The sequence below is a fragment of the Coprococcus eutactus genome, assembly GCF_025149915.1.
In the GTDB taxonomy this organism is placed as follows: domain Bacteria; phylum Bacillota; class Clostridia; order Lachnospirales; family Lachnospiraceae; genus Coprococcus; species Coprococcus eutactus.
The window spans coordinates 488,281-512,004 of the sequence record NZ_CP102278.1 but is presented as its reverse complement, the minus strand read 5'-3'; the positions used below and the strand labels follow the sequence as shown (position 1 = coordinate 512,004).

Annotated in this window: 24 protein-coding genes and 1 pseudogene; all 25 read right to left on the bottom strand. The window is 39.7% G+C overall.

Annotated elements, in window-relative coordinates; translation table 11 throughout:
• Positions 1–16: 16 nt before the first annotated feature.
• Positions 17–115, bottom strand: a pseudogene (locus tag NQ536_RS13995) (nucleotidyltransferase); the annotation flags it as partial.
• Between the two features lie 71 nt (positions 116–186).
• Positions 187–648 (bottom strand): VanZ family protein, encoded by a 462-nt coding sequence (locus NQ536_RS13990; RefSeq protein WP_198803739.1) that lies wholly within the window; start codon positions 646–648, stop codon positions 187–189.
• Positions 649–820: 172 nt separating this feature from the next.
• Positions 821–931, bottom strand: coding sequence for a 4Fe-4S binding protein (locus tag NQ536_RS13905; protein WP_252203910.1), 111 nt, complete (start codon positions 929–931; stop codon positions 821–823).
• Between the two features lie 64 nt (positions 932–995).
• Positions 996–1,988, bottom strand: coding sequence for a Coenzyme F420 hydrogenase/dehydrogenase, beta subunit C-terminal domain (locus tag NQ536_RS02165; RefSeq protein WP_004851618.1), 993 nt, complete (start codon positions 1,986–1,988; stop codon positions 996–998).
• Positions 1,989–2,027: 39 nt separating this feature from the next.
• Positions 2,028–2,993, bottom strand: coding sequence for a Coenzyme F420 hydrogenase/dehydrogenase, beta subunit C-terminal domain (locus NQ536_RS02160; RefSeq protein WP_004851619.1), 966 nt, complete (start codon positions 2,991–2,993; stop codon positions 2,028–2,030).
• A 19-nt stretch (positions 2,994–3,012) separates the two neighbouring features.
• The gene (locus NQ536_RS02155) at positions 3,013–3,969 is read right to left on the bottom strand and encodes an acyltransferase family protein (protein ID WP_044998086.1); all 957 of its coding nucleotides are present in this window, start codon (positions 3,967–3,969) and stop codon (positions 3,013–3,015) included.
• Positions 3,970–4,131: 162 nt separating this feature from the next.
• Complete coding sequence (locus tag NQ536_RS02150; RefSeq protein WP_004851623.1) at positions 4,132–5,547, bottom strand: lipopolysaccharide biosynthesis protein; 1,416 nt, start codon at positions 5,545–5,547, stop codon at positions 4,132–4,134.
• 6 nt (positions 5,548–5,553) lie between these two features.
• A complete protein-coding gene (locus NQ536_RS13900; protein WP_004851625.1) occupies positions 5,554–6,045 on the bottom strand; it encodes an acyltransferase in 492 nt (163 codons plus the stop codon).
• Positions 6,046–6,047: 2 nt separating this feature from the next.
• On the bottom strand, positions 6,048–6,275 hold the full coding sequence (locus NQ536_RS02140) for a hypothetical protein (protein ID WP_004851626.1): 228 nt from the start codon (positions 6,273–6,275) through the stop codon (positions 6,048–6,050).
• Positions 6,256–7,314, bottom strand: coding sequence for a polysaccharide pyruvyl transferase family protein (locus tag NQ536_RS02135; protein WP_004851629.1), 1,059 nt, complete (start codon positions 7,312–7,314; stop codon positions 6,256–6,258). Before NQ536_RS02135 ends, NQ536_RS02140 begins: the two co-directional genes overlap by 20 nt.
• Entirely contained in the window at positions 7,311–8,612 is a 1,302-nt protein-coding gene (locus tag NQ536_RS02130; protein WP_004851630.1) for an O-antigen ligase family protein, read from the bottom strand. Before NQ536_RS02130 ends, NQ536_RS02135 begins: the two co-directional genes overlap by 4 nt.
• A 10-nt stretch (positions 8,613–8,622) precedes the next feature.
• Positions 8,623–9,897 carry a glycosyltransferase family protein gene (locus tag NQ536_RS02125; protein ID WP_004851631.1) on the bottom strand — a complete coding sequence of 425 codons (1,275 nt, stop codon included), beginning with the start codon at positions 9,895–9,897 and terminating at the stop codon, positions 8,623–8,625.
• A complete protein-coding gene (locus NQ536_RS02120) occupies positions 9,885–11,048 on the bottom strand; it encodes a glycosyltransferase WbsX family protein (RefSeq protein WP_004851633.1) in 1,164 nt (387 codons plus the stop codon). Before NQ536_RS02120 ends, NQ536_RS02125 begins: the two co-directional genes overlap by 13 nt.
• Positions 11,032–12,159, bottom strand: a complete 1,128-nt coding sequence (locus NQ536_RS02115; RefSeq protein ID WP_022059148.1) for a glycosyltransferase family 1 protein — start codon at positions 12,157–12,159, stop codon at positions 11,032–11,034. The genes NQ536_RS02120 and NQ536_RS02115 overlap by 17 nt, the downstream gene beginning before the upstream one ends.
• A 5-nt stretch (positions 12,160–12,164) precedes the next feature.
• Positions 12,165–13,370, bottom strand: coding sequence for a Coenzyme F420 hydrogenase/dehydrogenase, beta subunit C-terminal domain (locus NQ536_RS02110; RefSeq protein WP_004851636.1), 1,206 nt, complete (start codon positions 13,368–13,370; stop codon positions 12,165–12,167).
• The gene (locus tag NQ536_RS02105; protein ID WP_004851638.1) at positions 13,367–14,557 is read right to left on the bottom strand and encodes a polysaccharide pyruvyl transferase family protein; all 1,191 of its coding nucleotides are present in this window, start codon (positions 14,555–14,557) and stop codon (positions 13,367–13,369) included. Before NQ536_RS02105 ends, NQ536_RS02110 begins: the two co-directional genes overlap by 4 nt.
• Before the next feature lie 20 nt (positions 14,558–14,577).
• A complete protein-coding gene (locus NQ536_RS02100) occupies positions 14,578–15,648 on the bottom strand; it encodes a glycosyltransferase (protein WP_004851640.1) in 1,071 nt (356 codons plus the stop codon).
• Between the two features lie 30 nt (positions 15,649–15,678).
• Complete coding sequence (gene rfbC, locus NQ536_RS02095; protein WP_004851642.1) at positions 15,679–16,287, bottom strand: dTDP-4-dehydrorhamnose 3,5-epimerase; 609 nt, start codon at positions 16,285–16,287, stop codon at positions 15,679–15,681.
• A gap of 15 nt (positions 16,288–16,302) precedes the next feature.
• On the bottom strand, positions 16,303–17,217 hold the full coding sequence (gene rfbD / locus NQ536_RS02090; RefSeq protein WP_004851644.1) for a dTDP-4-dehydrorhamnose reductase: 915 nt from the start codon (positions 17,215–17,217) through the stop codon (positions 16,303–16,305).
• Between the two features lie 21 nt (positions 17,218–17,238).
• Positions 17,239–18,258, bottom strand: coding sequence for a dTDP-glucose 4,6-dehydratase (gene rfbB, locus NQ536_RS02085; RefSeq protein ID WP_004851646.1), 1,020 nt, complete (start codon positions 18,256–18,258; stop codon positions 17,239–17,241).
• A 228-nt stretch (positions 18,259–18,486) separates the two neighbouring features.
• A complete protein-coding gene (gene rfbA, locus NQ536_RS02080; RefSeq protein ID WP_004851648.1) occupies positions 18,487–19,383 on the bottom strand; it encodes a glucose-1-phosphate thymidylyltransferase RfbA in 897 nt (298 codons plus the stop codon).
• Positions 19,384–19,397: 14 nt separating this feature from the next.
• Entirely contained in the window at positions 19,398–20,849 is a 1,452-nt protein-coding gene (locus NQ536_RS02075; RefSeq protein ID WP_044998088.1) for a sugar transferase, read from the bottom strand.
• A gap of 201 nt (positions 20,850–21,050) precedes the next feature.
• Complete coding sequence (locus NQ536_RS02070) at positions 21,051–22,055, bottom strand: hypothetical protein (protein ID WP_044998089.1); 1,005 nt, start codon at positions 22,053–22,055, stop codon at positions 21,051–21,053.
• A gap of 94 nt (positions 22,056–22,149) precedes the next feature.
• Positions 22,150–22,893, bottom strand: coding sequence for a CpsD/CapB family tyrosine-protein kinase (locus tag NQ536_RS02065; RefSeq protein WP_004851652.1), 744 nt, complete (start codon positions 22,891–22,893; stop codon positions 22,150–22,152).
• A complete protein-coding gene (locus tag NQ536_RS02060) occupies positions 22,890–23,708 on the bottom strand; it encodes a YveK family protein (RefSeq protein WP_004851654.1) in 819 nt (272 codons plus the stop codon). The genes NQ536_RS02065 and NQ536_RS02060 overlap by 4 nt, the downstream gene beginning before the upstream one ends.
• Positions 23,709–23,724 lie beyond the last annotated feature (16 nt).

Below are 23,724 nucleotides of genomic sequence, written 5' to 3'. Positions count from 1 at the left end.
CCTGGCACCTCTAGCTCACCTGGTTAGCATCATCGACCGGCTCCAACTGTTTTATTCCTGTTCCAAATCGGCTGCCGATTCCGGCCGCCATGATAAGTAATGTTGTGTTCATAATCTCTCCTTACTGTGCTCGTGCTACTTTTATCGGACACACCTTAATGCATCGGCAATTAAGTACCATCGCGTTCATATTTTTCTGTTCACTTTCCAAGCCAGCCATCCCAACAGCGTACCCGTTGTGTTTGTCACTACATCATCCAATTGTAAATATCCTATTTGAGTAATATGCTGCACTATCTCGATGCTACAAGAGCAAATAAATCCAGCCAGCACACATAGCCATCCATTTCTAAATTTTCTGAACAGTATCGGTAGCATCACACCAAACGGAATAAACATAATAATATTTTCAACAAACATAGCGTGCATATGAAAAGATTGTCCCCATGTTTCAAATAAAACCAAGCTGATAGCCTTTCTACTCCCAGGTTTCCTGCATAAGAAGGCTATGCGAAAAATAACGAGAAAATACGCTAAGAAAAAGGTAAATGGAATTTTATGTCTTATTGTACTCTTCTTTCCACATAACCAGCTAACAGCAAATACAATGCATCCACTGAAGATGACGGCTGGAATCAAGTATGACACGGGTTGTCTGAAATCTTGAATTATTGATTTTATGTACCACTTGATTACCAATCACCTCTTTCTGTTAGCTCATCTTTTCTTACCAACCATCCACGGAGCAATGCGCACAACAACCTCATAAGCCATGCGATAATAGTAGCACATGGAGTTCTCGTTCCCTATTAATTTCTCCTTACTGTGCTCGTGCTGCTTTTATCGGACATACCTTAATGCACTGGTAGCACCGCACGCATTTGTTTTCATTTATCTTTGGATATTCAAAGCCTTCTTCGTCCTCGACCATAGAAATAGCTTCTTTCGGACAAATAGCATAACAGGCTGTACATCCGCAGCATTCCTCTTTTCTTTTATATAGTACTGGTATTTCTCTTTCCACCTTTTACCACCAACTTTTTGATTTTTCTCTTTATCTTTCTCAAAAATGATTTAGCATCATTCTTGAACCCAATGCCACCGTATTTCTTGGCAACATACTCAAATGACTTTTTTTCAAAGTCACTCCAAAACTGATTTCTATTTTCCGGTTTCGGAAATGGAGCTTTAAGAGGCGGCTGCAAACTATCTTCCAGCTTTGTCTGCTTCCAGATCAATCTCTCTTTTACTTTTTCAAAAGCCTTTTCACCAGCTTCATTATTTACCAGCACCAGCGAAACACCTTTGTTATCATCAAATTCAGGAGCTGCTTTTTCGATGCCCCAGTAGTCCGCAATTGTAATATCACCGGGATGCATCACAGACTTATAAGGGCATTCATAGCAACTGGGCCGTAATACTGTATGTCCATAGAAGAGATCTTTGAATACCCGGCTGCTTGTAGACTTTCCATTTTCAAAATAAAGCGTTTCCACATGGTCACGCCAACCAAACTCTCTCTTATTACGGAAATTCACACCTGCAACTTTAGAATGATTTTTCTGCTCTTGCCAGCGCAAATATGCGTTCCATACTTTTTTGCTTGGTACTCCGTGACAAACAATATCCACACAGAACAGGTCATCATACTCTTTTCCAAGGTATTTTTTCAGTCCCGCCACCTGGCAGGAAGTGCCAGAGAAAAGTACACTTCTCCGCGCATCAAGGTCTGCCTTCACATTTTTGAATGTATTTCCCAGCTTACTCTGGATATATTTTGAACCTCGCATTCTATTGCGTTCTTCCGCATTATCGGCGCGAATATATACGGCATCAAAATCATCTGTCAAAACACATCCATAGACCACACCACCGTTGGACAATACTTGATCTGACAGGGCCGTAAAAATCCCCCCAAATCTGGAAGCCGCTCTTGTTGCTTCGTCTTTATGTTTTACTGCATATACTTTAGGCTGCTTCCAGTTCATTATGCTGCCCTCCTTTCGGAGTAATCAACATAATTAAGGTTACTTAGTTCGTACCCCCCCAATTATTTTGAGGAGTTTATTCTTTATTCTTGTTTTCATTGGAACTGTTCCATATTTCTTCATCACGAAATCAATTCCTTTCTTTTGGTAATCGCTCCAGAACTCTTCTCTTTGTTCAGATTTCTTGGTCGGTGCTTCAAGATTTGCCTGCCAACATTGTGTTGTGTTACTCAATCTATAATCCATGTCGCCCTTAATCTTTTCAAACAGTTCTTCTCCACGCTTTGTATGAATCAAGAATAACGAGTTGCCGTTAGGGTCATAGAAGTCTGGAATCGTCGCTTCAATATGCCAGAAGTCGCCAATGGTCATATCTGTTTTTCTTTCTGTGGTAGCATAAGGACATTCATAGCAAGACGGTCGCAACGCACACCGATTATAAAACACCTTAACGTAATCTTTAATCGGCTTCTCTGCTCCGTTGACTTTCACATAAGCTGTTGGAGATTTCCATCCATTACGCTTATCTTTGAATGTGAGATATGTTATCTTGCCATCTTTCCTCTGAATGGATTCCGCATATTCTTTCCACAGCTTTGGACTTGGCGATCCATGACAGATAATATCTACAATGTACACTCGGTCACGGATTCCTTTTATTTCGGTAAACTTCCGAAATCCATCAGACTGGCATCCCATACCAACAAAGAGCAATTCTTTCTTTGGGTTTTCCATCAGCCAGCGATAGGCTTCCCGATAAATATAACCAGGCTTGCTCTGCATATATTTTGAACCCTTTGCTCTTTCACGTTGCTTTTCATCCAGAATCATCTGAAATTCAGTCATATGATTCTCATAGTTATAGATTGCTGCCACCACTGCATTGTCATTTTTCAAGAAAAAGTCAGAAAGTGCAGTAAATGCGCCGCCAGAAGAACTACTCATCAAGGCAGATTTGTCTTTTATCCTTCCTGCATATACTATTGTATCTATCAAATCCACCATAAGCTGTTCCTCCTGTGTATTATTTGCTTTTCATAGCAATCTTGACTTTCTGTAGAATGATAAGGAATACAAGCGTTGCACAATAAACCACAATTGGCGCAACATATCTGTAAATTGATTTCAATCCGAGTTTACCAACTACTGTTGAAAAGACCGTAATAAAAATCGGATGAATAATGTATAACCATGTGGAATACTTTCTTCCAATCATAGCCAAACCCTTATTATGCCAATTACTCTTGAGAATATAGACAAAGAGGCAGATTGCCAAGAACGTCGTGCTGATATAATGATCTCTTGTTGCATTCAAGCCAGCATTCACCAAAGCAAATCTCTCTGCAAGGGTAGTTATCGCAAAAGCAACAATCAATATCTGTAGTACTTTTTTATTCCATTTTTCAGAGTACCGTTTTTCTCTGATAAGATTTCCAATGCAGAAATATGGTATTCCTACACAAAGGAAATTTCTAACCAGTATGTACGGAAACTCCCGATGGAAAATGAGCAGTGAATACTTTCCGAACACCAAGTCTACAATGAGCAAAACCAGAGTTAAACAGCACAGAATCTTTCTACAATTGAACTCGTCCATCAGCAAAACAATCACCAGCACATAAAGAATTGCTCCTAGATACCAAAGATGCCCTGCCAATGGTGATTCATTCAAAGCTAAAAACTCAATTATGTTTTTACCAGTAAAAATAGACCGAATATAGGCTACTATGTTCTCCCTTCTGAGGACATTGAGTGCAATATTCCAGATAAAGAAAAGTATATTTGCTTCTACAATCAAGTAAAATATCTTTTCTATTTGCTGTTTTTCCTTATGCCGTGCAACGGTATCTGAATAAAAGTATCCTGTAATCATAAAGAAAACAGGAACTGCTATTCTGGTCAATGCCGTAAAATATGCACCGACTCTTCCCGGAAACGGAACATGAATACAAACAATTAAGAAAGCGCATATTGCTTTCAAAATGTCAATATTATCTGCTCTGCTCTGCTCTGCTCTGCTCTGCTCTGCTCTGCTCTGCTCTGCTCTGCTCTGCTCTGCTCTGCTCTCAAGATTCTATCCCTTTCTTACTATTCGTCAACTCTCACATGCATCATTATTTGATTTATGCTTCATATGTATCTATCACATCATTCTTTTAAAGTCTTTGGGAGACCTAAGTACAACTAAAAGAATATCTCGATTAATATACGCGGCATACAAAATAACAAGTAATAAGCCAATACACTGACCAATAAAAAGTTTGAGATAATATGGAACACATACAATTATAAGCATAACCAATGTAGAGAATATCAGTTTTTTACTTAATGGAACATTCATATATTTCTTTAAATCAATATATCTCCAAACGCAATTTACCGCATATGCCACTAAACTTGATATAGTAGCCGCATATAGTCCTATATAATTTATTAACAGCAAGTTCACTGCAATATTGATTAAAGCTGAAACAACCGTTGTTTTTGCAATTTCCTTTGTCTTCTTTAACGCAACATAGATAACACTATACAATCCTTGAATTACATTGAACAATGCCGCAACCATATAAATCGGTATCTGATAATATGCATCACTATAATTTGCATTAATAAGAATTGGAAATACCAATGGCATTAATGCAATAATGCCAAGACATGCTGCTGAAAACAGCCTATATACCTTTGAAATAACACTCTCAAAAAAGATTTCATGATCCTCATCATGAAAATGAAGAGATGCTGATTCTGTCCACGATAAATTAAATACTGTATAAAATGTTGTGTACGCTGATGAAAATTTGTGTGAAACCGAAAGTAATCCATTTGCAGCCGTTCCCATTATATATGATACGATAGTTCGATCTGATGCCCCCATAATCCACCAAGATAGGGCATTCGGAACAAGCGGTAACGAATATTTCAAACACTCCTTTACACTTTGTTTGGAAAAACATCTCAAATCGATATAACAATATACTTTAGCCTTTATAAACAGAAACATGGAACATATAAGATTTCCCAATATAAAAGAATAAAGCATTCCCTCTGCACCGAAATTGAACGCTACCAGAAAAACTATGTTGAAGAATATCGTACATGCTGCCGAAATAAAACTTCCTAACGCATACAACGAATTCTTTCCAAGACCGCGTACTACTTGAAGCATTAATCCAGAATACACTGTAGCAACACAATACAAGCATAATTCTCTGAGATAATTAAATCTAATAAAGGTTGATATCACAAATAGAATAATACATAATACTACTGTCTGAAATATTGCAAAAGCAACAACACTCGATATAATTTTCTTCTGACGATATTTGTCTTTATCGTTCCGAACATCAATCAGAAATCTAAATACCGCTTGTTCAATTTGGAAAAAAACAATATACCCTAACAATTGCTGATAAGTTGTAATAAGATCAACTGTACCATAATCCTTTGTTGTTAAAAGTGACGTATATAATGGCAACAGAAGAAAACTCAAAAATTGAGTGCATATTTTTCCAATTGAAATTATCGCAGTATTTTTTACTAGTTCTTTATTTTTATTCATGTCAAATCACTTTTCCCATCGTTGTGTGTCAAAATTATAGTGACTAATTACTCTTGCTGGGTTGCCTGCAACGACTGTATAGTCTGGAACATCTTTTGTTACTACTGCATTAGCAGCCACAACAGAGTGTTTTCCAATAGTTACACCCGATAGAATATGACACCCAAATGCTAACCATGCGCCTTCCTTTATATGGACAGGGCCTTTAGAAAAAACTCCTTGCATTGTTACTGGTGTATTGATATCTTGATATTGATGCGAATGGTCAGTTACATGCACGAATGCAGCAAAAAGCACATTATCATCAATCCGTACTTCTTCCATCGAGGCTATTCGGTCGAATGGTCCAAAATGCACGCCATCCCCAACTATAATCCTAGAAGGGTATTTTTTCCCATGGTGCTCTTTTAAAGGTGCAAAAACAACATTTTGAGCAATATCACACCCATTTCCAAGAGATACGCATTCTGGATGCATAATCTGAACCTTTTCACCCACTCTTAGCTTAGAAGCGGGTTTATTAAGTCTGAAAGACCATACCCCCCCCTAATAAATAAGGCCGTATCCTTTCCAATCTTCGTATTCCCTATTCCTTTAACTATTATTATGCATCCTACGACATATGATAATGTCTTCATACAAAATTCATTATAAAAAAAGAAACCATAGTTTAAACAGACAAAAAGGCACACCCCCCAAAAAATAGATTTAATCACGTTCTTCTTCATGATTTTTCCTCCCGATGTACTGTTTCAAAAAATCAAATGAATCGTCTTTGATTTGTAAGAACGTCTCTCCATAAATTGCCTTTTCTAATCCATTATCCAAGGTATGTACATTCAAATCAGAAAGCAATTCAGAAACTCTATTACCTAAATCACTACGCTGTACATGACAGAACTCTTTATTGAATATACAACAGAAAGAAATGGCGTGAAAAGAATTCGTAAAAACAGCATTTGCATTATTTATTAACCAAACAAATTCTTCTGGACCGACCGATTTAATTCTTGTTCCACATAGATTTTTTATTTGCATTCCCATAGGGTGCACATATATCAGTTTCAATTTATTATCGTGAGCATACTTGTTCGCCTTAGAAATAAGCATCTCATCATTTCGCAAAAGATACGCAAATACATATTTTTGCGGAATCTTACTCGAAGGTCTTTTACAAAAGGTTATCCATTGATTCTTAGTGAGCAAGAAAACAGGATCTACTACAATTCTACAAGTAAATCCAAGTGACTCTAATAGTAATTTACTACTGTTTTCTCTAAGACTTATGGCACTAAACCATTTTAAATACTCTTTAAACGCTTGTCTTGCCGTATCCGTTACGTCTACTTTTCCAATACTCGCGGCGTAGGATATTTTTTTCTTATCTTTCAATGCTTCTGAAAACAAATATGGTTTTAAATCCTTAACAATTTTTTCGTTCCAGACCTGATCACTTCCAACTATAAGCAAATCATTGTTGACTAATCCCTCCCTATAAGGAACTGTTAAAAAGTTTTTATTTCTGAACGCATCAAACATTACCGCAGAGTCTCTACGTTCTATATTCGAAATCGTTTTTTTTACAATCTCTTTAATCCCCCTTATATTATGGTAATTTTTTTCATAAAATTTCTTTTCACTTTCAGGGATATAGTCCAAAAAAACAATACTATTTCCAGCATTTTCAACAATCTTCTTCAAAGCATAAGCCTGCAATAAAGCTCCATAATTATCGGCATAAATAAAAGTCAATACTGCTACATTCATTCACTCACCTCCGCAGTCCTTATCATGTGATATACTTGATCAACGTAGAATTCGCCTGCTGCTATTGATACGATATAAGGATAAAATACTTGTTGATCGTAAAGAGGATTACCAGTCATTCCATACAATAAAAAGAAGCATTGCATAGCGAGACTTAAACCAATATAAAACTCACCTGCATAATATTCCCCCGTATAATACTTTCTTAAATAAATCAAACTTTTTATAGCGCGGAAAAATGCAGCAATAAAAAAAACAAAAAATGGAAAAGCTCCGATTATGCCATTTTCTGATAGAAGCTGAATGTATATATTATGGACATTCAATAAAGTTCCAAATTGTGCTTTATATAAATATTTAAACGAATCCCATCCTGTTCCAAACAACCAATTATGTGAAAAGACATTTAATGCTAGCGCCGACTGTTCCAATCTTCCTAATGATACATCGCCAGCCTCACTTGTCTCAACAAAGCGATTTATAAAATTCGAAAGAGAAGGAATAAATGTACTACCAATAGTGAATAAAACTATCACTGCTATTGCCAATACAATAATTTTACCAAACCTACTAAGTGGCTTATCACTATTATATAGATAATACACCATAACTAATGCAGCTGCAGGAAATATAATTAATCCTCTTTTTCCTGTAAGTAGCAGGGCAACCGCAGTAACAATAAATACAATAGCTCCAATTCTTTTATGTGCTTTTGAAAACAATAATGATATACCAGAAATAATTAATCCAACTGCTAGATACATTCCATTTGTACTATAATGAACAGCTAGACCTGGCATATATCCTAATTTAAAAACAGATCTGAGGTGCATTTCTGCATAACTAGGCATCAATGGAAATATCTGTGACATATAGAATCCTGGTACTGCATACTCTAACAGTGTAACGATTGTATGAATGGCAACCCAAAACCAAATTATAGGCATAATTAATTTATGCCATGAATCCTGCTTTCTTACAAGAAGGAAAAAAATTGCAATTGCAATAAATGAGAAACCATCTTCAAATTCTCCATGAATAAAGTTATTGTTTCTATTGCAAAGAATGACTATCATGCAAAGTAGCATCATGCCTTCAAGTAGTGTGCATTTTCTAATTGATGAAATCGAACCCAGCAATATAGAAAATAAAATAATAATTCCAAATGATATATAGCATGCTATACTATTCGGGTAAATGTAATCATGTATTCCGGCTTTTGTAAATGAATAAGTAAATATCAAAAACAGAAGTACAAAGGCAATAATATCAATCTTTTTGACTTTCAATGATCTCATATTACTCCTCCTACTTTTTTATACTAAGCTTAAGCTTATATCCTAATTTCAAGAAAGGACCAGCAATTGAATCTTGCACGCTAACATTAAATTTCTTAATGGGTGCAGACAAATCTCCATTGCTAAGGCTAATAATTTTTTCATTTTCTATTAGACGATTGCAAACACTTTTCTTGTTAAAAATGTATTTGTCTCTAAATTCCGCAACTGAATTAATATCTTTAAAAAAACTAAAAAGTTCTTCCTCTCTCAGCACCAATCCTGTTTTCATTTTACAAACTTGATCTGCCATATTCCCGCTACTAGGGTTTGTAATAACACAACATCCCGCGCAGTAGCTTTCATAATATGTGTACGAATATGTTTCCGGCCACACAGACCATAGAATCACATAATCAACATGCTCTCTTCTCAAAGCGTCCTGCATTGCAGACAAGGACTCCTGAAAATTAACCTGAACATGGCGAATATCAACGGAAGTGTCTATTAATGAGCTAAAATACACAAACTCCAGCTTCTGATTTTCCTGATAGTCATAATACAACTTCTTAAACTGTTCCCATCCTTTTGCTGCAATAGGAACTCCAACATAACCAACTTTTATTCTATTGTTAGTTCTTTCTGGAATTTTGTACTCCCCCTCTAGCGTTTGATGATAAACAACTATAATCTTATCTTCATATTCTTTATACTGTTTTAAAAACCACTTTTTGCACGCATCTGATGGTGCAATAAATGAAATTCTGTTTTTAAATTCCGCAACAAAACTCACAAATCTACTTCTAAAAACAATGCTTTCTGAATAGTAGCGGCAAGAATGGCATTTTTCATTATCAAGGAAATCTCTTTCGCATAAACACCCATCGTCACATATGAGTTTCGTTGACATACATATAGTGTAATAATCGTGTATGTAAAAAAACACATATGCACTTAGGCTTCTAATTATTGCTGACAATTCCTCAATATTAACGTACAGTAAATGGTGAACATGAATACATTCACACATTATTCCTCTGTTTCCTAAGTCGAATAAAAAGTTTATAACTTGTTCTGTTGAGCAGACTTGTTCTAATTCGCCGTCTACTATAACTCCCCAGTATCTGTTATTTTTTTTATGCTTTCGGTTACTGATGTTAAACGGAAAAATACATATGTAAGAAACGCCTGCTTTATTAAACATTTCCTGATGAGTAGCAACAACTTTTGCTACTCCTCCAATTGTATTTTTATAATCTCCAAATGTAACACTCAGTACATACTTTGTGCTTTTTAGTGTTGCCATGGATTCTCTCCATTCTCATCCAATGCTTTTTTTATTGCTTCAAGATATGCGTATCCACTTGTTTGATCCGGTTCAAGATATCCACCTTCAGCCCATTCATTCCAAGCATACATAAAAATCATATCTTTATGATAAACATTTTTTGCACGTCTTATTTGTTCAGACAAATATTTCTCGAATTTTTCTGGTGTTTTACCAATATAAACACGTCCGCGCTCTCCATGTCTTGGTGTATTATCCCAATCTACAAATGCACCTGGAACATTAATGATGCTCTCCGGTGTTGTATTTAATATAGTTTCCCACGCTTTGTCATAATCTACTCGATTTAAGGCCGCCACCTTACCACTTCCGATAAAACGGAGTGTAAGTCCTGTTCTCTTTTCAACAAAATCTGACACGACTTTTTTGATTTTACGTAGAACTGGAAGTGTATTCTTGTTCAATTTCGTAAAGGCATATGCCGGCTGAAATTCAATATCATAATCAAATCTACTGTCATTTCTTTTATTTTTCGGTAATTCATCCATTCCCGCAGACTGATATGCAAATTTCAAACCTTCAAAACCCGCGTTCTTAGCTAACTCATTCCAGTAATCCAACATATCATTAAGGACATCTATTATTTCCGGTCTATAGATGACCACCAGCGGCTTCCCCTCATCCAAAATATATCTAGGGTCTTTGAAAAATGGTAAGAGATAATCAAAATGTTCTTTCCACTCTTTCTTAGAACCATATTTCTGTGGAATTAAAGTTTTTGTCTCTCCTACCCACGCACGAGTCCAAGGTTCATTTGCCCAGCAAATGCAAAATGGAATATCCACCTTTTTATTTTCTAACATCTGCTCCATTGGCTTTTCAAGTAAAAGCTTCCCATCAAACCAATAATGATAGTAGCAAAAACCATAGACTCCATACTTTTTTGCAAGGTCAGCCTGCCAGATTTTAACATCATCATCCAGCAAATTATAGTAATTGTGGTTTAAAGGAACTCTTGGCTGATTATGACCGTCAAATATTGGCTTTGCTTTTTTTACATTAACCCATTCAGTAAATCCATCTCCCCACCATTCATCATTCTCAGGGATATTGTGAAACTGCGGTAAATAAAAAGCTATAATTTTCATCTTATTAATCCTCTCTGGCATAAATATTTTCAAGGCTTTTCGCCATATCTGTGATGTCAAATCCCTTGCTTTTCAAAGTCTCATAGCTATTCTTTCTATCTGACTTTCCAATGCATTTTAACGCCTGTTCAGCCCAATAAGCTGCTGACTGATTTAAATCCACATAAACTGTTTCATCCAATATTGAAGCCTCATCGGTAATCGAGCTGGATAAAACACAAGGAAGACCGGCAGCTTGAGCTTCCACAGCTGTTACAGGAAAACCTTCATAAAAAGACGGCATCAAGAATAAATCCATGGCCTGAGTCAGTTCATTAACATCCGAACGAAATCCCAAAAACAAAACATCACTTTCTAAGCCAAGCCCTTTAACTTTTTCTTTTATCGAATTCATCAATTCACCAATTCCGGCTAGAATTAGAATCGAATTTGGCTCAATTTTTTTTATTTCTGAAAATATATCAATCAGAAAATCATGATTCTTTTGTCTTACAAATCTTCCTATATTGCCTATCACCAGTTTATCACTTATGCCTAATTCCTCACGCTTATCGTCTCGAACTTTCTGATTATACTGATACTTTTCAATGTCAATTCCATTCTTAATTACAAGGACTCTGCCATCTTCTACCATTTTTTCCCCAAATAGCCATTCTCCTGCTATTTTAGAACACGCTAGACAATCTGTTGAATATTTAATCAACTGCTTCTTTAATGCGTCTCCAATGATTATCTTTAGTCTATTATGCGTCTGAAAATCTGTATTATGACTGTGCGCAATCCTAATTGAAACACCATATTCCTTTGCATATTTTAGTATTAAAAAGTTTTTACTTGATGAGTGCATATGCACAACATCGTAATCATGATGTTCATTAAAAAATGCCGAAACTGCCTTCTTATATTTTATATAATCAATCGGGGTATTTATCCATATACCCTTCAGTTTGTAAATCGAAGCTCCCGCTTCAATAATATCTTTCTCCATAGGGTAATCTGTTCCATCGTCCAGCATCAAAACATCAAAGCTATATTTTTTTTTGTCAAACACCTTCAATAAGTTGACAAGTAATATCTGAATTCCACCTGTTCGCATTCTATCTACAAAAAGCAGGACTTTCACTTTTTCCATTTTCTTCACCTACTTGAATTTTTCACCTTGTTCCACACTTTTTTAAGACTCTTGTATATTCCTAACTTTAGTGTAAACATTCTACCATACTGCAAGATTGCAATTTTTACAGTGTAGGGCATATATCGATTAAAAACGTGTTCTGGTTCTTGCTCATGCAAATCTTTATAAAAGGATTCTTTAACTTGCAAATTTTTCTTTTCCTCATAAGCTCTCTCAATTTTAGCAATACCCTCTGGCATACTCTTCCATCGGTATGCTTCTTTTATTTGCTGAAAGATTTCCATTCCTTTATTTGTATTTATACGCATTCGAGTTGTTCCTTTATCATCATCGAATTCAGGAACATATTCTTTTATTGCGAAGCAATCCCATATCGTAAAATCACTGACATGATCTTCTCTATAAGGACACTGATCACAGCTTTCTCTAGTTATTAAGCCCGAAAAAAACATTCTCAGCCATAAATCCGACTCAATTCCTCGATGATAATCTTTAACGCCTGATCCCTCTTTCATATAGACTGACATTGTAGAATACGAATATCCCCATATTTTATCTCGGAATTTAAAATGGTCTATTTTATTTCCGTATTTTTTATTGAACACTTCCACATACTTTTTCCAAACAAAAGGTGACGGAACTGCTCGGCATACAACGTCCACAGTTATTAGATTTTCATAATCTCTTCCCAAATATTTCTTTAATCCTGCTATTTGACATGGTGTTCCACTGTAACATACGAGACGATTCTCTTTCAAACATTTCCTTGCTTGTCTATATGTATTATTCACATCGCTTTGTACATACTTGCTGCCTCGGAATTCATGAATATCTTCCATATCTTCTGCCATCTTATGGACAACCCGATCACAACTCGCATCTTGAAATGCACAGCCAAAAACAGCACCTCCTTTTTTTATTACAAATTCGGCAAGTGCCGTAAACATTCCACCAGATGTAGATTGACTCCTAATGTTCTCATTTTTACACTGAATGTAATAAATATCATCTTTTCTCTTTTGTTGTCTGATTGGATATTTTATTGGACATACCTTCTCACAGGCGCCACAATTAATGCAGGTTTCTTTATCAACAGTCGGATAAAGAAATCCTTCATTATCTTCCTTCATAATAATTGCATCTTTAGGGCAAATTGCTGCGCAGGCAGTACAGCCGCAACAGTCCTGTTTTTTATTAACTTCGATCACAAATCTGTACTCCCTTCATCTTTTAATGCAGACAAAAGATACTCATATGACTTCTGCCGGATTCCTTCTAACTTTTTATGAACACTTTCAAAGTCTGTCTCTATCTTCAAACAATTAGCTATATTTTCTTCTCCCGTCAGTAATCTGCCAGTGACACCTGCCATGTGGAATAGCGTATCTAACCGACTGTTTGTTGACTGTTTAGTATTTCTGTTATAACGACGGAATGTAAAAAACTTCCGCTTATAAAGAATTGAAAATACAGAGCAGTGGAACGAATCCGTGCAAACATATTCTGCATTCCGAATCAAATTCAGAAAATCTGCGGGATCAATGTCATACGGCGTTTCATCCGCATAACCTTCATCACTCTTTACAAATTCATCCAAATGTGTCAGCGCTATAATCTTGCAGCCTGTAGCTTTCTTTAATCGTTTAGCAAATTCTCTATGAGGAGGATTGTTTCCCAAAAAATAGCAGAGAATATATTTACCTTCGACTATAGGCTTTTCTTTTTGAATTGCCATCCATTCATCGCCTGTAAACAGTAATGTCGGATCACAAACTACTGGAACATTACGACCAGCAATTTCTTTCACCAGTTTTTGACCCGATTCTTCTCTTACACCAATGTGCTTTATTTTCTTTAAAAATGCCTCTGCCTTTTTGGTAGAATCTTTCGGCAAACTTGACTGACCAAAACTCGTTGCATAGGCAATCGAATTAACAGTCTCTGGTACAAAATTGAGTGTGTAATAATCCGCTGCAATATTTCCAGGAAGCCATAACTGATCGCTTCCTACAAGTACACTCGAATAGTTATCCTTGCATTTATTTCCAAGTTCCGCTTTCGAATTATATTTTGGAGAGAGCCTAAACTGTTTACGGCAAAATTCATCAAATTTATCTGCGCGAACCTTAGACAGTTGTGCATACTGATTTTTAGAAAATTTCTTAATCAATACATTCCTTGCCATACCAAGTTTAGACAGCAAAATATCTGAAGTTAAACTTGCCTTAGCAAAATACAGCAACTTTGCCTTTTTAATTTCTCCATTAAAGCCAGAAATATCAATGGTTTCATTTTCGTATCCCAGTTTATCTAGCGCCATTTGTGTAGCGTATGCCTGAAGCATACTTCCATAGTTATGTTGGAAATAACATGACACAATTGCTGTTTTTTTCATTCCTCTACTCTCCAAGTCTTTTATCTATTCATTGCTGTTTCATATTTTTTACTATATTGTTCAGCCATCACCTTTGTGTTATACATCATCAAGATATCCTGATATGCCCGCTCTGTCAGTTTTCCATCTTCGTCCTGGCATTCTTCAATAGCTTTTACGAAATCTTCCACTTTCGTACATACAAAGCCATTCTCACCATTATGAATAACATCCCGATTACCGATTACATTACTTACCACACATGCTTTCTTCATATACATTGATTCAAGTAGAGAAATCGGAAGTCCTTCCCATCTACTTGGTAAAAGAAAAACATCTGCATTAACTGCATATCTAATTGCAGTGCTCCGGTCAGCCCATCCTGTGATTTCGATATTCTTGCTTGTAAGCTCGCCTCGAAGCTCACCATCACCAATCCAGACAAATTTCACATCTGGAAGTGATTCGGCTATCTCATTAAACAATGTAGGATTTTTCTGATAACAAATTCTACCCAGTGTGTAAACCGTAAATGGATGTTCTACTTTTTCTGTTTTATCAATAATCTCCTGAAGTTCTGCCATGTTGATGCCGTTATTTACATAAGTGGCGCTTTTGGTAAGTTTCAGAGATTCTTGATGCTCACCCACGCTGCAACTGATGGTCGTGCAATTTCTCTTTGCACACACCGACTCAATCAGTTTAAACATTCTTCGTTTCATCGTTTTGTAGTCTTCCATCAAGAAGCTATAACCGTGCGGAGTATAGAACATTGGAATTTTTCCATTGAATGCTACCCGACCAATTGCGCCGGCTTTACTACTATGCAAATGAATCACATCTGGCTTAATCTCTGCCGCTATCTTTTTGACTTCAAAAAATGCTGCGATATCTTTTGCCGGATCGATTGCCCGTCCAAAATTTTTGACTTCAATTAAATGAATCCTTTTATCGAAATAATCTTTATAGTTTTGTGGCGTCTGTTTCCGCACTGCATAGGCAATGTACATGTCATAAGAATTGACAAGCTCATTGGCAAGGTCAACGATATAAGTAAAAACGCCTCCGCCCATAGCTTCGACTATGTACAGTATTTTCTTTTTCTCCGCCATGAGTAGAATCCTCCGTACTCCCAATAGTCCTTAAAATTTAAAAGTATCCTTCAGTCCCAGCCACTTCTGATCCTTATCACTCAGATTCAGTGCAGTACCATCTTCCAGTGTGTAACCTTCTACGCTTGCGCTGCCCTTGTACTCACCCTTCAGTTTCGGCCACACGATGCCGATCTCCGGGTCATTCCAAGCCATACCGCCCTCGTCATTCGGATGCCAGAAGTCATTGACCTTGTAGCAGAACTCTGCTTCATCACTCAAGACAAGGAAGCCATGCGCAAAACCCTCCGGGATGAGGAACTGCTTCTTGTTCTCGGCCGACAGGGCAACACCATACCATTTGCCATAGGTCGCAGAATCACTTCTCAGATCAACAGCAACATCAAACACGGTGCCGCGCACGGCGCGCACCAGCTTACACTGCGGATACTGCTTCTGGAAATGCAAGCCACGCAGCACGCCCTTTGTGGACATGGACTGGTTATCCTGCACGAAATGGATGTCGATACCAGCTTCCTTCATATCTTTTTCGTTGTAAGTTTCCATGAAATAACCACGGGCATCGCCGTGAACAGCAGGTTCAATAACACAAAGTCCTTCGATACCGCCTACATTTTTCTCAACTTTAATCTGTCCCATTTTCTCTATCTCCTCTTACTGCTCGATTTCTTTCAGGTATCGGCTCAGTGCATCCTGCCAAGTCGGAAGTGGGGTGAATCCAGCTTCCACCAGCTTGCTCTTATCCAGACGGCTGTTGAACGGACGAGCAGCCTTGCTCAGACCATACTCTGCCGTGGTCACCGGCAGGACTTCTGTCTTATACCCAGCCTGACGATAGATCTCTTTCGTGAAATCGTACCAACTGATATAACCGCCCTCGTTGGTCGCATGGTAGTAGCCATACTTCTCGGTTTCATTCATATCAACAAGCAGTCGAGCCAAATCATATGTATAGGTCGGTGTGCCAATCTGGTCATTAACCACACGGATAGTATCGTGCGTCTTGCCGACATTCAGCATGGTCTTGATAAAGTTCTTACCGTTCAGACCGAATACCCAAGCAATGCGGACGATGAAATACTTCTCCAGCGTCTGGCTGACCGCCAGCTCACCTTCCAGTTTCGTCCGTCCGTACACATTCAAGGGCTTGTAATCCTTGCAGTCCGGCTGCCAAGGCTCAGTGCCCTGACCGTCAAACACATAATCCGTGCTGATGTAGGTCATCTTGCAGTCCAGTTCCTTGCAAACATCCGCAATGTTCTGGGTGCCACCAGCATTGATGGCACGAACCTTTTCTACTTTATCGTCATCCTCTGCCATATCCACAGCAGTCCATGCTGCGCAGTGGATGACAGCATCCGGGTTCACTTCTGCAATTACTTTCTCAACAGCATCCTTATCAGTAATATCCAGAGCCATATACGGTGCTTTTGTTACCGCAGAACCATCTGCCACACCGCTGTAGTTCTCCTGAATATCAGAACCAACACCTTCATGACCGCGCTTCAGCAGTTCGTTCATCACATCATGTCCCAGCTGACCGCCAACGCCTGTTACAAAAAACCTCATGTTCTTTCCTCCTCTGGCTTCTTAGCGATTGCTGTACATTTTCTCGTAGTAGTTCTGATACTCTCCACTGATGATGGTATCCCACCACTCACGGTTGTCCAGATACCACTGTATTGTCTTCTTGATTCCGTCCTCGAACTTCGTCTCTGGAAGCCATCCAAGCTCGTTGTGGATCTTTGTAGGGTCTATGGCATATCTCATGTCATGTCCCTTTCTGTCTCCGACATGTGTGATAAGGCTCTCAGGCTTGCCAAGCTCCTTACAGATGATCTTCACTATATCTATATTCTTCTTCTCATTGTGTCCACCTACGTTGTAGACCTCTCCGACTCTTCCCTTGTGGATGATAAGGTCAATCGCCTTACAGTGATCCTCCACATAGAGCCAGTCACGCACATTTAATCCCTCTCCATATACTGGAAGCGGCTTGTCTGCCAGCGCATTTGCTATCATAAGTGGTATCAGCTTCTCTGGGAAGTGATACGGACCATAGTTATTCGAACATCTACTGATAGTAACAGGAAGTCCATACGTTCTATGATAAGCAAGAACCAGCAAATCTGCCCCAGCCTTGGAGCTGCTGTATGGTGAGCTTGTGTGTATAGGAGTCTCCTCTGTGAAGAAGAGATCTGGTCTGTCAAGTGGAAGGTCACCATATACTTCATCAGTACTTACCTGGTGATATCTCTGGATACCATATTTTCTACATGCATCCATCAGTGTGGCTGTTCCTATGATATTTGTCTGAAGGAATATCATAGGATTCTCTATGGATCTGTCTACGTGGGACTCGGCAGCGAAGTTCACAACCACATCTGGATGTTCCTCTTCGAACAGCTTATATACACCCTCTCTGTCACATATATCAAGCTTCACAAATCTGAAGTTTGGGTTATCCATAACCGGCTCAAGGGTTGACAGATTGCCTGCATATGTCAGCTTGTCGAGACATATGATTCTGTAATCCGGGTACTTCTTAAGCATGTGGAATACGAAGTTGCTTCCTATAAATCCTGCTCCACCTGTCACTATAATTGTCATGTTCTTATTCTCCTATTCTCATCTATTATCCTAAGCATTTGATACACACACTTATCATATGAATACAAGTCTGACATTATCTGATGTGCGACATACGAGGTTGCTGGTACTCAGCGATACGAAGTGAGCGCTAGTGCCACTGCAGACCGAGTTGAACGCAAGTGTTCGCACATTGATATGTCAGAGCTTGTGTTCATATTCATATCCTATAATACCAAATGCGCATCTTTAATAAAGGTGCTCCTGATACTTGCCATCAAGGACATCTTTAAGATACTGTCCATACTGATTCTTCTTCAGCACTTCATATACCTCAAGTACTTCTTCCCTGCTGATCCAGCCATTCAGGTATGCTATCTCCTCAAGACACGCTATCTTCCTGTGCTGATGCTGTTCCACTGTCTTTACGAAGTTGGTCGCGTCCACCAGACTCTCATGTGTTCCTGTATCAAGCCATGTGAATCCCTGTCCGAGGAGCTCCACGTTCAGATCACCGTTCTCCAGATATATCCTGTTCAAATCAGTGATCTCCAGTTCGCCTCTTGCAGATGGCTTAAGCCCCTTCGCATACTCCACAACTCTGTTGTCATAGAAGTACAGTCCGGTCACACAGTAGTTGCTCTTCGGCTTCTCCGGCTTCTCCTCTATGGATACCGCCTTGCCGTTCTCATCAAACTCAACTATGCCAAACCTCTCCGGGTCGTCCACATAATATCCGAACACTGTAGCACCCTTGCCACCTTCAGCATTTGCCACAGCTGCATTGAGTCTCTTCTTAAGTCCGTGACCCGCGAATATGTTATCTCCCAGCACCATCGCCACACTGTCATCGCCTATGAAATCCGCACCGATGATGAACGCCTGTGCAAGTCCGTCCGGTGACGGCTGTACTGCATAGGACAACTCTATTCCGAACTGATGACCATCACCAAGAAGCTCTTCAAATCTCGGTGTATCAGCAGGAGTTGAGATGATAAGGATCGCCCTGATTCCCGCGTTCATAAGCACCGACAATGGATAATATATCATCGGCTTGTCATATATTGGTAGGAGCTGTTTGCTCGTCACCATCGTAAGTGGGTACAACCTTGTGCCGGAGCCTCCGGCGAGTATGATTCCTTTCATCTATCTTCCTCCTCTTACTTCGACCCTTCCCTACCAAGCACAACCTTGATAGTCTTCAGCACAATCTTCACATCAAGTCCAAAGCTCCAGTTCTCTATATACTCCGTATCCAGTCTCACGACCTCCTCGAAGTCCGTGATGTCGCTTCGGCCGCTCACCTGCCACATTCCAGTGATTCCCGGTTTCGTAGCAAGACGACTCTTGTGGTGCATCTCATACTGCTCCACCTCAGAGATAAGTGGTGGTCTTGTTCCAACCAGTGAGAGATCCCCTTTCAGCACATTGAAGAACTGTGGGAACTCGTCTATGGAGAAGTCTCTGATATACTGACCGATTCCCTTCTTCTTGGTGCCGTCCGGCAGGATCTTATTGCCTATGACTCTCGGGTCAAAGTCCATCTTGAACATCTTCGAATCGCTCATGGTGTTCTGCGCCATGAGTTCTTTCTTGCGCTCCTCAGCGTCCATGTACATGCTTCGGAACTTGTACATCTTGAATATCTTGCCGTTCAGTCCCACTCTCTCCTGCTTGAAGAAGATCGGTCCCGGGGACTTGATGTATATGACAGGTCCTATAAATATTGTGAGGATGAGCGTGAATATACTACCCACCAGACCACCTATTATATCTGCCGTTCTCTTTAGCAGCATCTGCTTCGGTGTTGCGTAGTTCATCATGGTTGTGACCACGGTCTCCCCATTTATCTTCTGGATGAGCTGCTTGTCGCCGTGGGTCTTCACGATGGATGATATGCACATGTGAACCGTGATGCCGCCCTCGATAAATGCATCTATCAGGGTGTTCGCATATCCGTATGCTCCGCGCACATCCACGTATATCTCGTCCACCCATGCGGTTCTCACATAATCAACTGCGCTGTTGTAATCCGCCACCACCGGCACTCCCTGGATCTCCTGACCGATGAGATTGGCATCTATCACCATGACTCCTACTATATCAAACCCGGAATAGTTCTTCTCCTTGAGTCCTGCCACCACATCATCTGCTATATGTCTGGTGGTCATGACCAGGAGTTTCTTGCCCTTGCCCTGCTCTGCGTATTTCTCGAGATGTTTCTTCCACAGACTCCTCACTGCAAATGTGGCATATACATATATGACCCACATAAGCATGATGGTCGTCCTGGAATATATAGATGTATCCTTGAGGACAAACACATACAGAAGGAGCAGTGCGACTATCACGAAACCATTCTTGAAGCTGGATACGAATTCCTTGAAATGTCCTCTTCTGAGTACACCCTCATATGTATTTAGAAATATCATGGCTACTATATCCGCAAGCTCTGTGATGATAGCCAGTGCAAGATAATCTCTGTCCGCATACGGATTTACCATGCCGTGTCTGATCTGGAATGCCACAAGAAATGACAATTGAAGTACTATAAGGTCCAGCAGCATGAAGTCGAAGTGCTTCAGCCAGCCCTTTGCACCTTTCTGATACATAAATTTTTCTCTCCTCATCCTATGTAAAAAATAAACCAATTCATACATGTCATAGCTCAGCTTCATGATGCATCATGATATGTGAACCATCTCATCTGTGAACTGCAGGTGCCACCACAGCAGACACCGGCACCTGTGGCTAGGTGCCTGATTGTGCCGCCATAATGGCGCGCATTGCTGCGCTGATACCAAGAAAATCAATTACTTAACAACGTAAGTAATAGTCTTCTTGTATGCGTTGAAGTTCTTTGTAGCTCCAACCTTGACAGTGATCTTAACCCTTGTACCGGACTTTACGCCCTTAGCAATGGAGATCTTACCGCCTGATACCTTTACTTTGCTGTTGTTTGTAGCATATGCAACCTTTGCCTTACCCTTTACACCAGATACGGCAATCTTCTTTGAAGTGTTGTTTGTCTTGATGCCAATCCACTTCTGATTGCACTTACTGATCGTGTAAGTGATAATCTTTGATCCGGCATAGTTACCCTTACCTGTGATCTTGATTCTATACTTACCAGCATTCTTGGCCTTTGTTGTACCAGATATTACATAGTCTGTGCCAGCCTTAAGTGTCTTGCCGCCATTCTTTACAGTGATCTTAGCTGCCTGAGCCTTACCTGAGTAAGTAGTCTTTGCAACTGTAGTCTTCGCATATGAAGGTACGCTGTACTTAACTCTGTAGTAAACTGAGCTTGTGAATGAGTAGTTGCCCTTACCCTTGATCACAGCCTTGTGTAAACCTGGCTTGATGGCTACATCACCAGTAACTGTGTAATCCACGCCAGCCTTGAGAGTCTTGCCGTCAGCCTTAACTACAGGAGTAGTCTTAACCTTGCTTCCTGTATAGTACTTGTTTGCTGTAGCAGCCTTAGCTGTTACATTCTTTGCAGCTACTGTATACTTGAATGTCTGCTCACCGGTATAGTTACCCTTACCGCTGATAGTGATCTCATATGTACCTGCATTTGTAACCTTGTTCTTGCCTGTTACTACAAAGTCTGTTCCTTCAACAAGTGTCTTTCCGTTGATTGTAACAGTAAGCTTTGGTGACTGGGTCTTACCTGTGTAGGTAAGCTTTCCAGCTGATACAGCTGCTGTGTCAACATTAATCTTAGCCGGTGATGTGTTAGCTGCAAATGCAACTGTTGGGATCATCATAGCTACGCATACTATTACTGCCAATATCTTCTTTAAATTCTTCACGATAAATTCCTCCTTCCCAAAATTTTGTCGTAAATGAATTACTATATATGATAAAACCTTCTGCATGCCACTGTACAGTCGGTAATATCCACTTTTATTTGTCCTTGGACGATGCGGCTTCCTGGCCATATCTGCCATACTCACCATAGCCGTACTGCTTGTAATACTTTCCGTATTTACCGTAGTATTTCTTGTATGCTCTTCCGGCGGTCTCAACTCTGTTGAGGATGACTCCAAGGAGGGTACATCCGACCTGGGAGAGCTGCTGGAATGACTGCTTGATGAGATTCCTGGATGTCTCGCCAGCTCTGACTACCAGTACTGCTCCGTCACACAGTGATGCTATCTGTGCGGCGTCCGCCACGCTTCCAAGTGGTGGCGAATCTATGATGACATATCTGTATGTCTCGGCAAGCTTGTCAAGGATCTCTGCAAACCTCGCATCCTCGAGAAGTGCTGATGGGTTCTCCAGGAGATTCATACAAGGCACAATGTATGCATTTTCAACCTGTGTCTCATACACGACATCCTCTATCTCTGCCTGACCGGAGAGATAATATCCAAGATCCTGAAGCTTTTCTGTATTGTTAATGTGATGTCTCTCTTTTATAACTGACTTTCTCAGATCCACGTCAACCAGCACTGTAGGGAACCCCGCCTCAGCAAGCATCTTCCAAAGGTTGATAGCTATGCTGCTCTTTCCCTCGTTTGGCATGCTGCTTGTTATAAGTATCTTTTTGGTGTTCTTGCCGCAGAACTTTATGTTTATTCTGAGCCTGTTCATGGCTTCCTCTACTGCATATGGCAATTCCTGGAACTCTACATTCAATTTCTTCATGCTTTGCTCCTCTCTTTCCTCTTACTGTGTTTCTGTGTTATATCCTGAACATCATCTGTTCTGAACTGTTCGCTCTCCGGGATGACTGTGAGTGGAACTATACCGAAGTACTTCTCCATATCCTCTGATGTGTGGATCGTGTCATCCATCAGGTAGCCTATGATGATGAATATACAGTAGATAAGAGCTCCGAGCAGCGCTCCGATGGCTGTATACTTCATGTAGCTTGGTCCTACCTTCTTATCTGCAACCCTTGCGACCTGCGCTATGTTTGGTGCATTCGTGCTCATGGTGTCAGGAAGGTAATCTATGGCAACATTCGCCAGTGTGTTTGCTATATCGCATGCCTGCTGTTTGTCTGTGCTTGTGACTACGATCTGCAGCACTCGTGTATCAGTCGGATTCACCAGTGATATCATCTTGGCAAGCTGCTCTGAGTCCATGTTGAGGTTCATCTTGTCTATGACCTGATCGAGGACCGGATAGCTCAGTATCAGTTCCTCATAGTCAGCGGTAAGTGATGATCCTATGTTCAGATCCTGAAGATTGACTATAGAATCATCGGATGCTGACACCACGTACAGCTTGGCTGTGGACTGATATGTCGGCTTTATGAAGAAATACGCGTATGCGTTGAATAACACCGCACCTACAAGGAAACACAATATAATATAAGGAAGCTTCTCGAGCAGCGCCATTCCCATATCCAGAAGGTCTATCTCGTTCTCCTCACCCTCAGCAGCCTTATATGCACTAAGTGCTGACGGCTGTGTCCCCGTATCTCTCTCTGTTGTTTCAACTCTGTTGGAATTCATAATCTCCTCCGTGTAT

What these genes read in the sequence shown, in the direction of transcription:
- NQ536_RS02105 (WP_004851638.1), bottom strand. Translation starts at nt 14,557, where the DNA reads ATGAAAAAAACAGCAATTGTGTCATGTTATTTCCAACATAACTATGGA.
- NQ536_RS02120 (WP_004851633.1), bottom strand. Translation starts at nt 11,048, where the DNA reads ATGCCAGAGAGGATTAATAAGATGAAAATTATAGCTTTTTATTTACCG.
- NQ536_RS02160 (WP_004851619.1), bottom strand. Translation starts at nt 2,993, where the DNA reads ATGGTGGATTTGATAGATACAATAGTATATGCAGGAAGGATAAAAGAC.
- NQ536_RS02130 (WP_004851630.1), bottom strand. Translation starts at nt 8,612, where the DNA reads ATGAGATCATTGAAAGTCAAAAAGATTGATATTATTGCCTTTGTACTT.
- NQ536_RS02140 (WP_004851626.1), bottom strand. Translation starts at nt 6,275, where the DNA reads ATGAAGAAGAACGTGATTAAATCTATTTTTTGGGGGGTGTGCCTTTTT.
- NQ536_RS02150 (WP_004851623.1), bottom strand. Translation starts at nt 5,547, where the DNA reads ATGAATAAAAATAAAGAACTAGTAAAAAATACTGCGATAATTTCAATT.
- NQ536_RS02075 (WP_044998088.1), bottom strand. Translation starts at nt 20,849, where the DNA reads ATGTATCAGAAAGGTGCAAAGGGCTGGCTGAAGCACTTCGACTTCATG.
- rfbC (WP_004851642.1), bottom strand. Translation starts at nt 16,287, where the DNA reads ATGGGACAGATTAAAGTTGAGAAAAATGTAGGCGGTATCGAAGGACTT.
- NQ536_RS02125 (WP_004851631.1), bottom strand. Translation starts at nt 9,897, where the DNA reads ATGGCAACACTAAAAAGCACAAAGTATGTACTGAGTGTTACATTTGGA.
- NQ536_RS02060 (WP_004851654.1), bottom strand. Translation starts at nt 23,708, where the DNA reads ATGAATTCCAACAGAGTTGAAACAACAGAGAGAGATACGGGGACACAG.
- rfbB (WP_004851646.1), bottom strand. Translation starts at nt 18,258, where the DNA reads ATGACAATTATAGTGACAGGTGGAGCAGGATTTATAGGAAGCAACTTC.
- NQ536_RS13905 (WP_252203910.1), bottom strand. Translation starts at nt 931, where the DNA reads ATGGTCGAGGACGAAGAAGGCTTTGAATATCCAAAGATAAATGAAAAC.
- NQ536_RS02115 (WP_022059148.1), bottom strand. Translation starts at nt 12,159, where the DNA reads ATGGAAAAAGTGAAAGTCCTGCTTTTTGTAGATAGAATGCGAACAGGT.
- NQ536_RS02100 (WP_004851640.1), bottom strand. Translation starts at nt 15,648, where the DNA reads ATGGCGGAGAAAAAGAAAATACTGTACATAGTCGAAGCTATGGGCGGA.
- rfbA (WP_004851648.1), bottom strand. Translation starts at nt 19,383, where the DNA reads ATGAAAGGAATCATACTCGCCGGAGGCTCCGGCACAAGGTTGTACCCA.
- NQ536_RS02065 (WP_004851652.1), bottom strand. Translation starts at nt 22,893, where the DNA reads ATGAAGAAATTGAATGTAGAGTTCCAGGAATTGCCATATGCAGTAGAG.
- rfbD (WP_004851644.1), bottom strand. Translation starts at nt 17,217, where the DNA reads ATGAGGTTTTTTGTAACAGGCGTTGGCGGTCAGCTGGGACATGATGTG.
- NQ536_RS02165 (WP_004851618.1), bottom strand. Translation starts at nt 1,988, where the DNA reads ATGAACTGGAAGCAGCCTAAAGTATATGCAGTAAAACATAAAGACGAA.
- NQ536_RS02135 (WP_004851629.1), bottom strand. Translation starts at nt 7,314, where the DNA reads ATGAATGTAGCAGTATTGACTTTTATTTATGCCGATAATTATGGAGCT.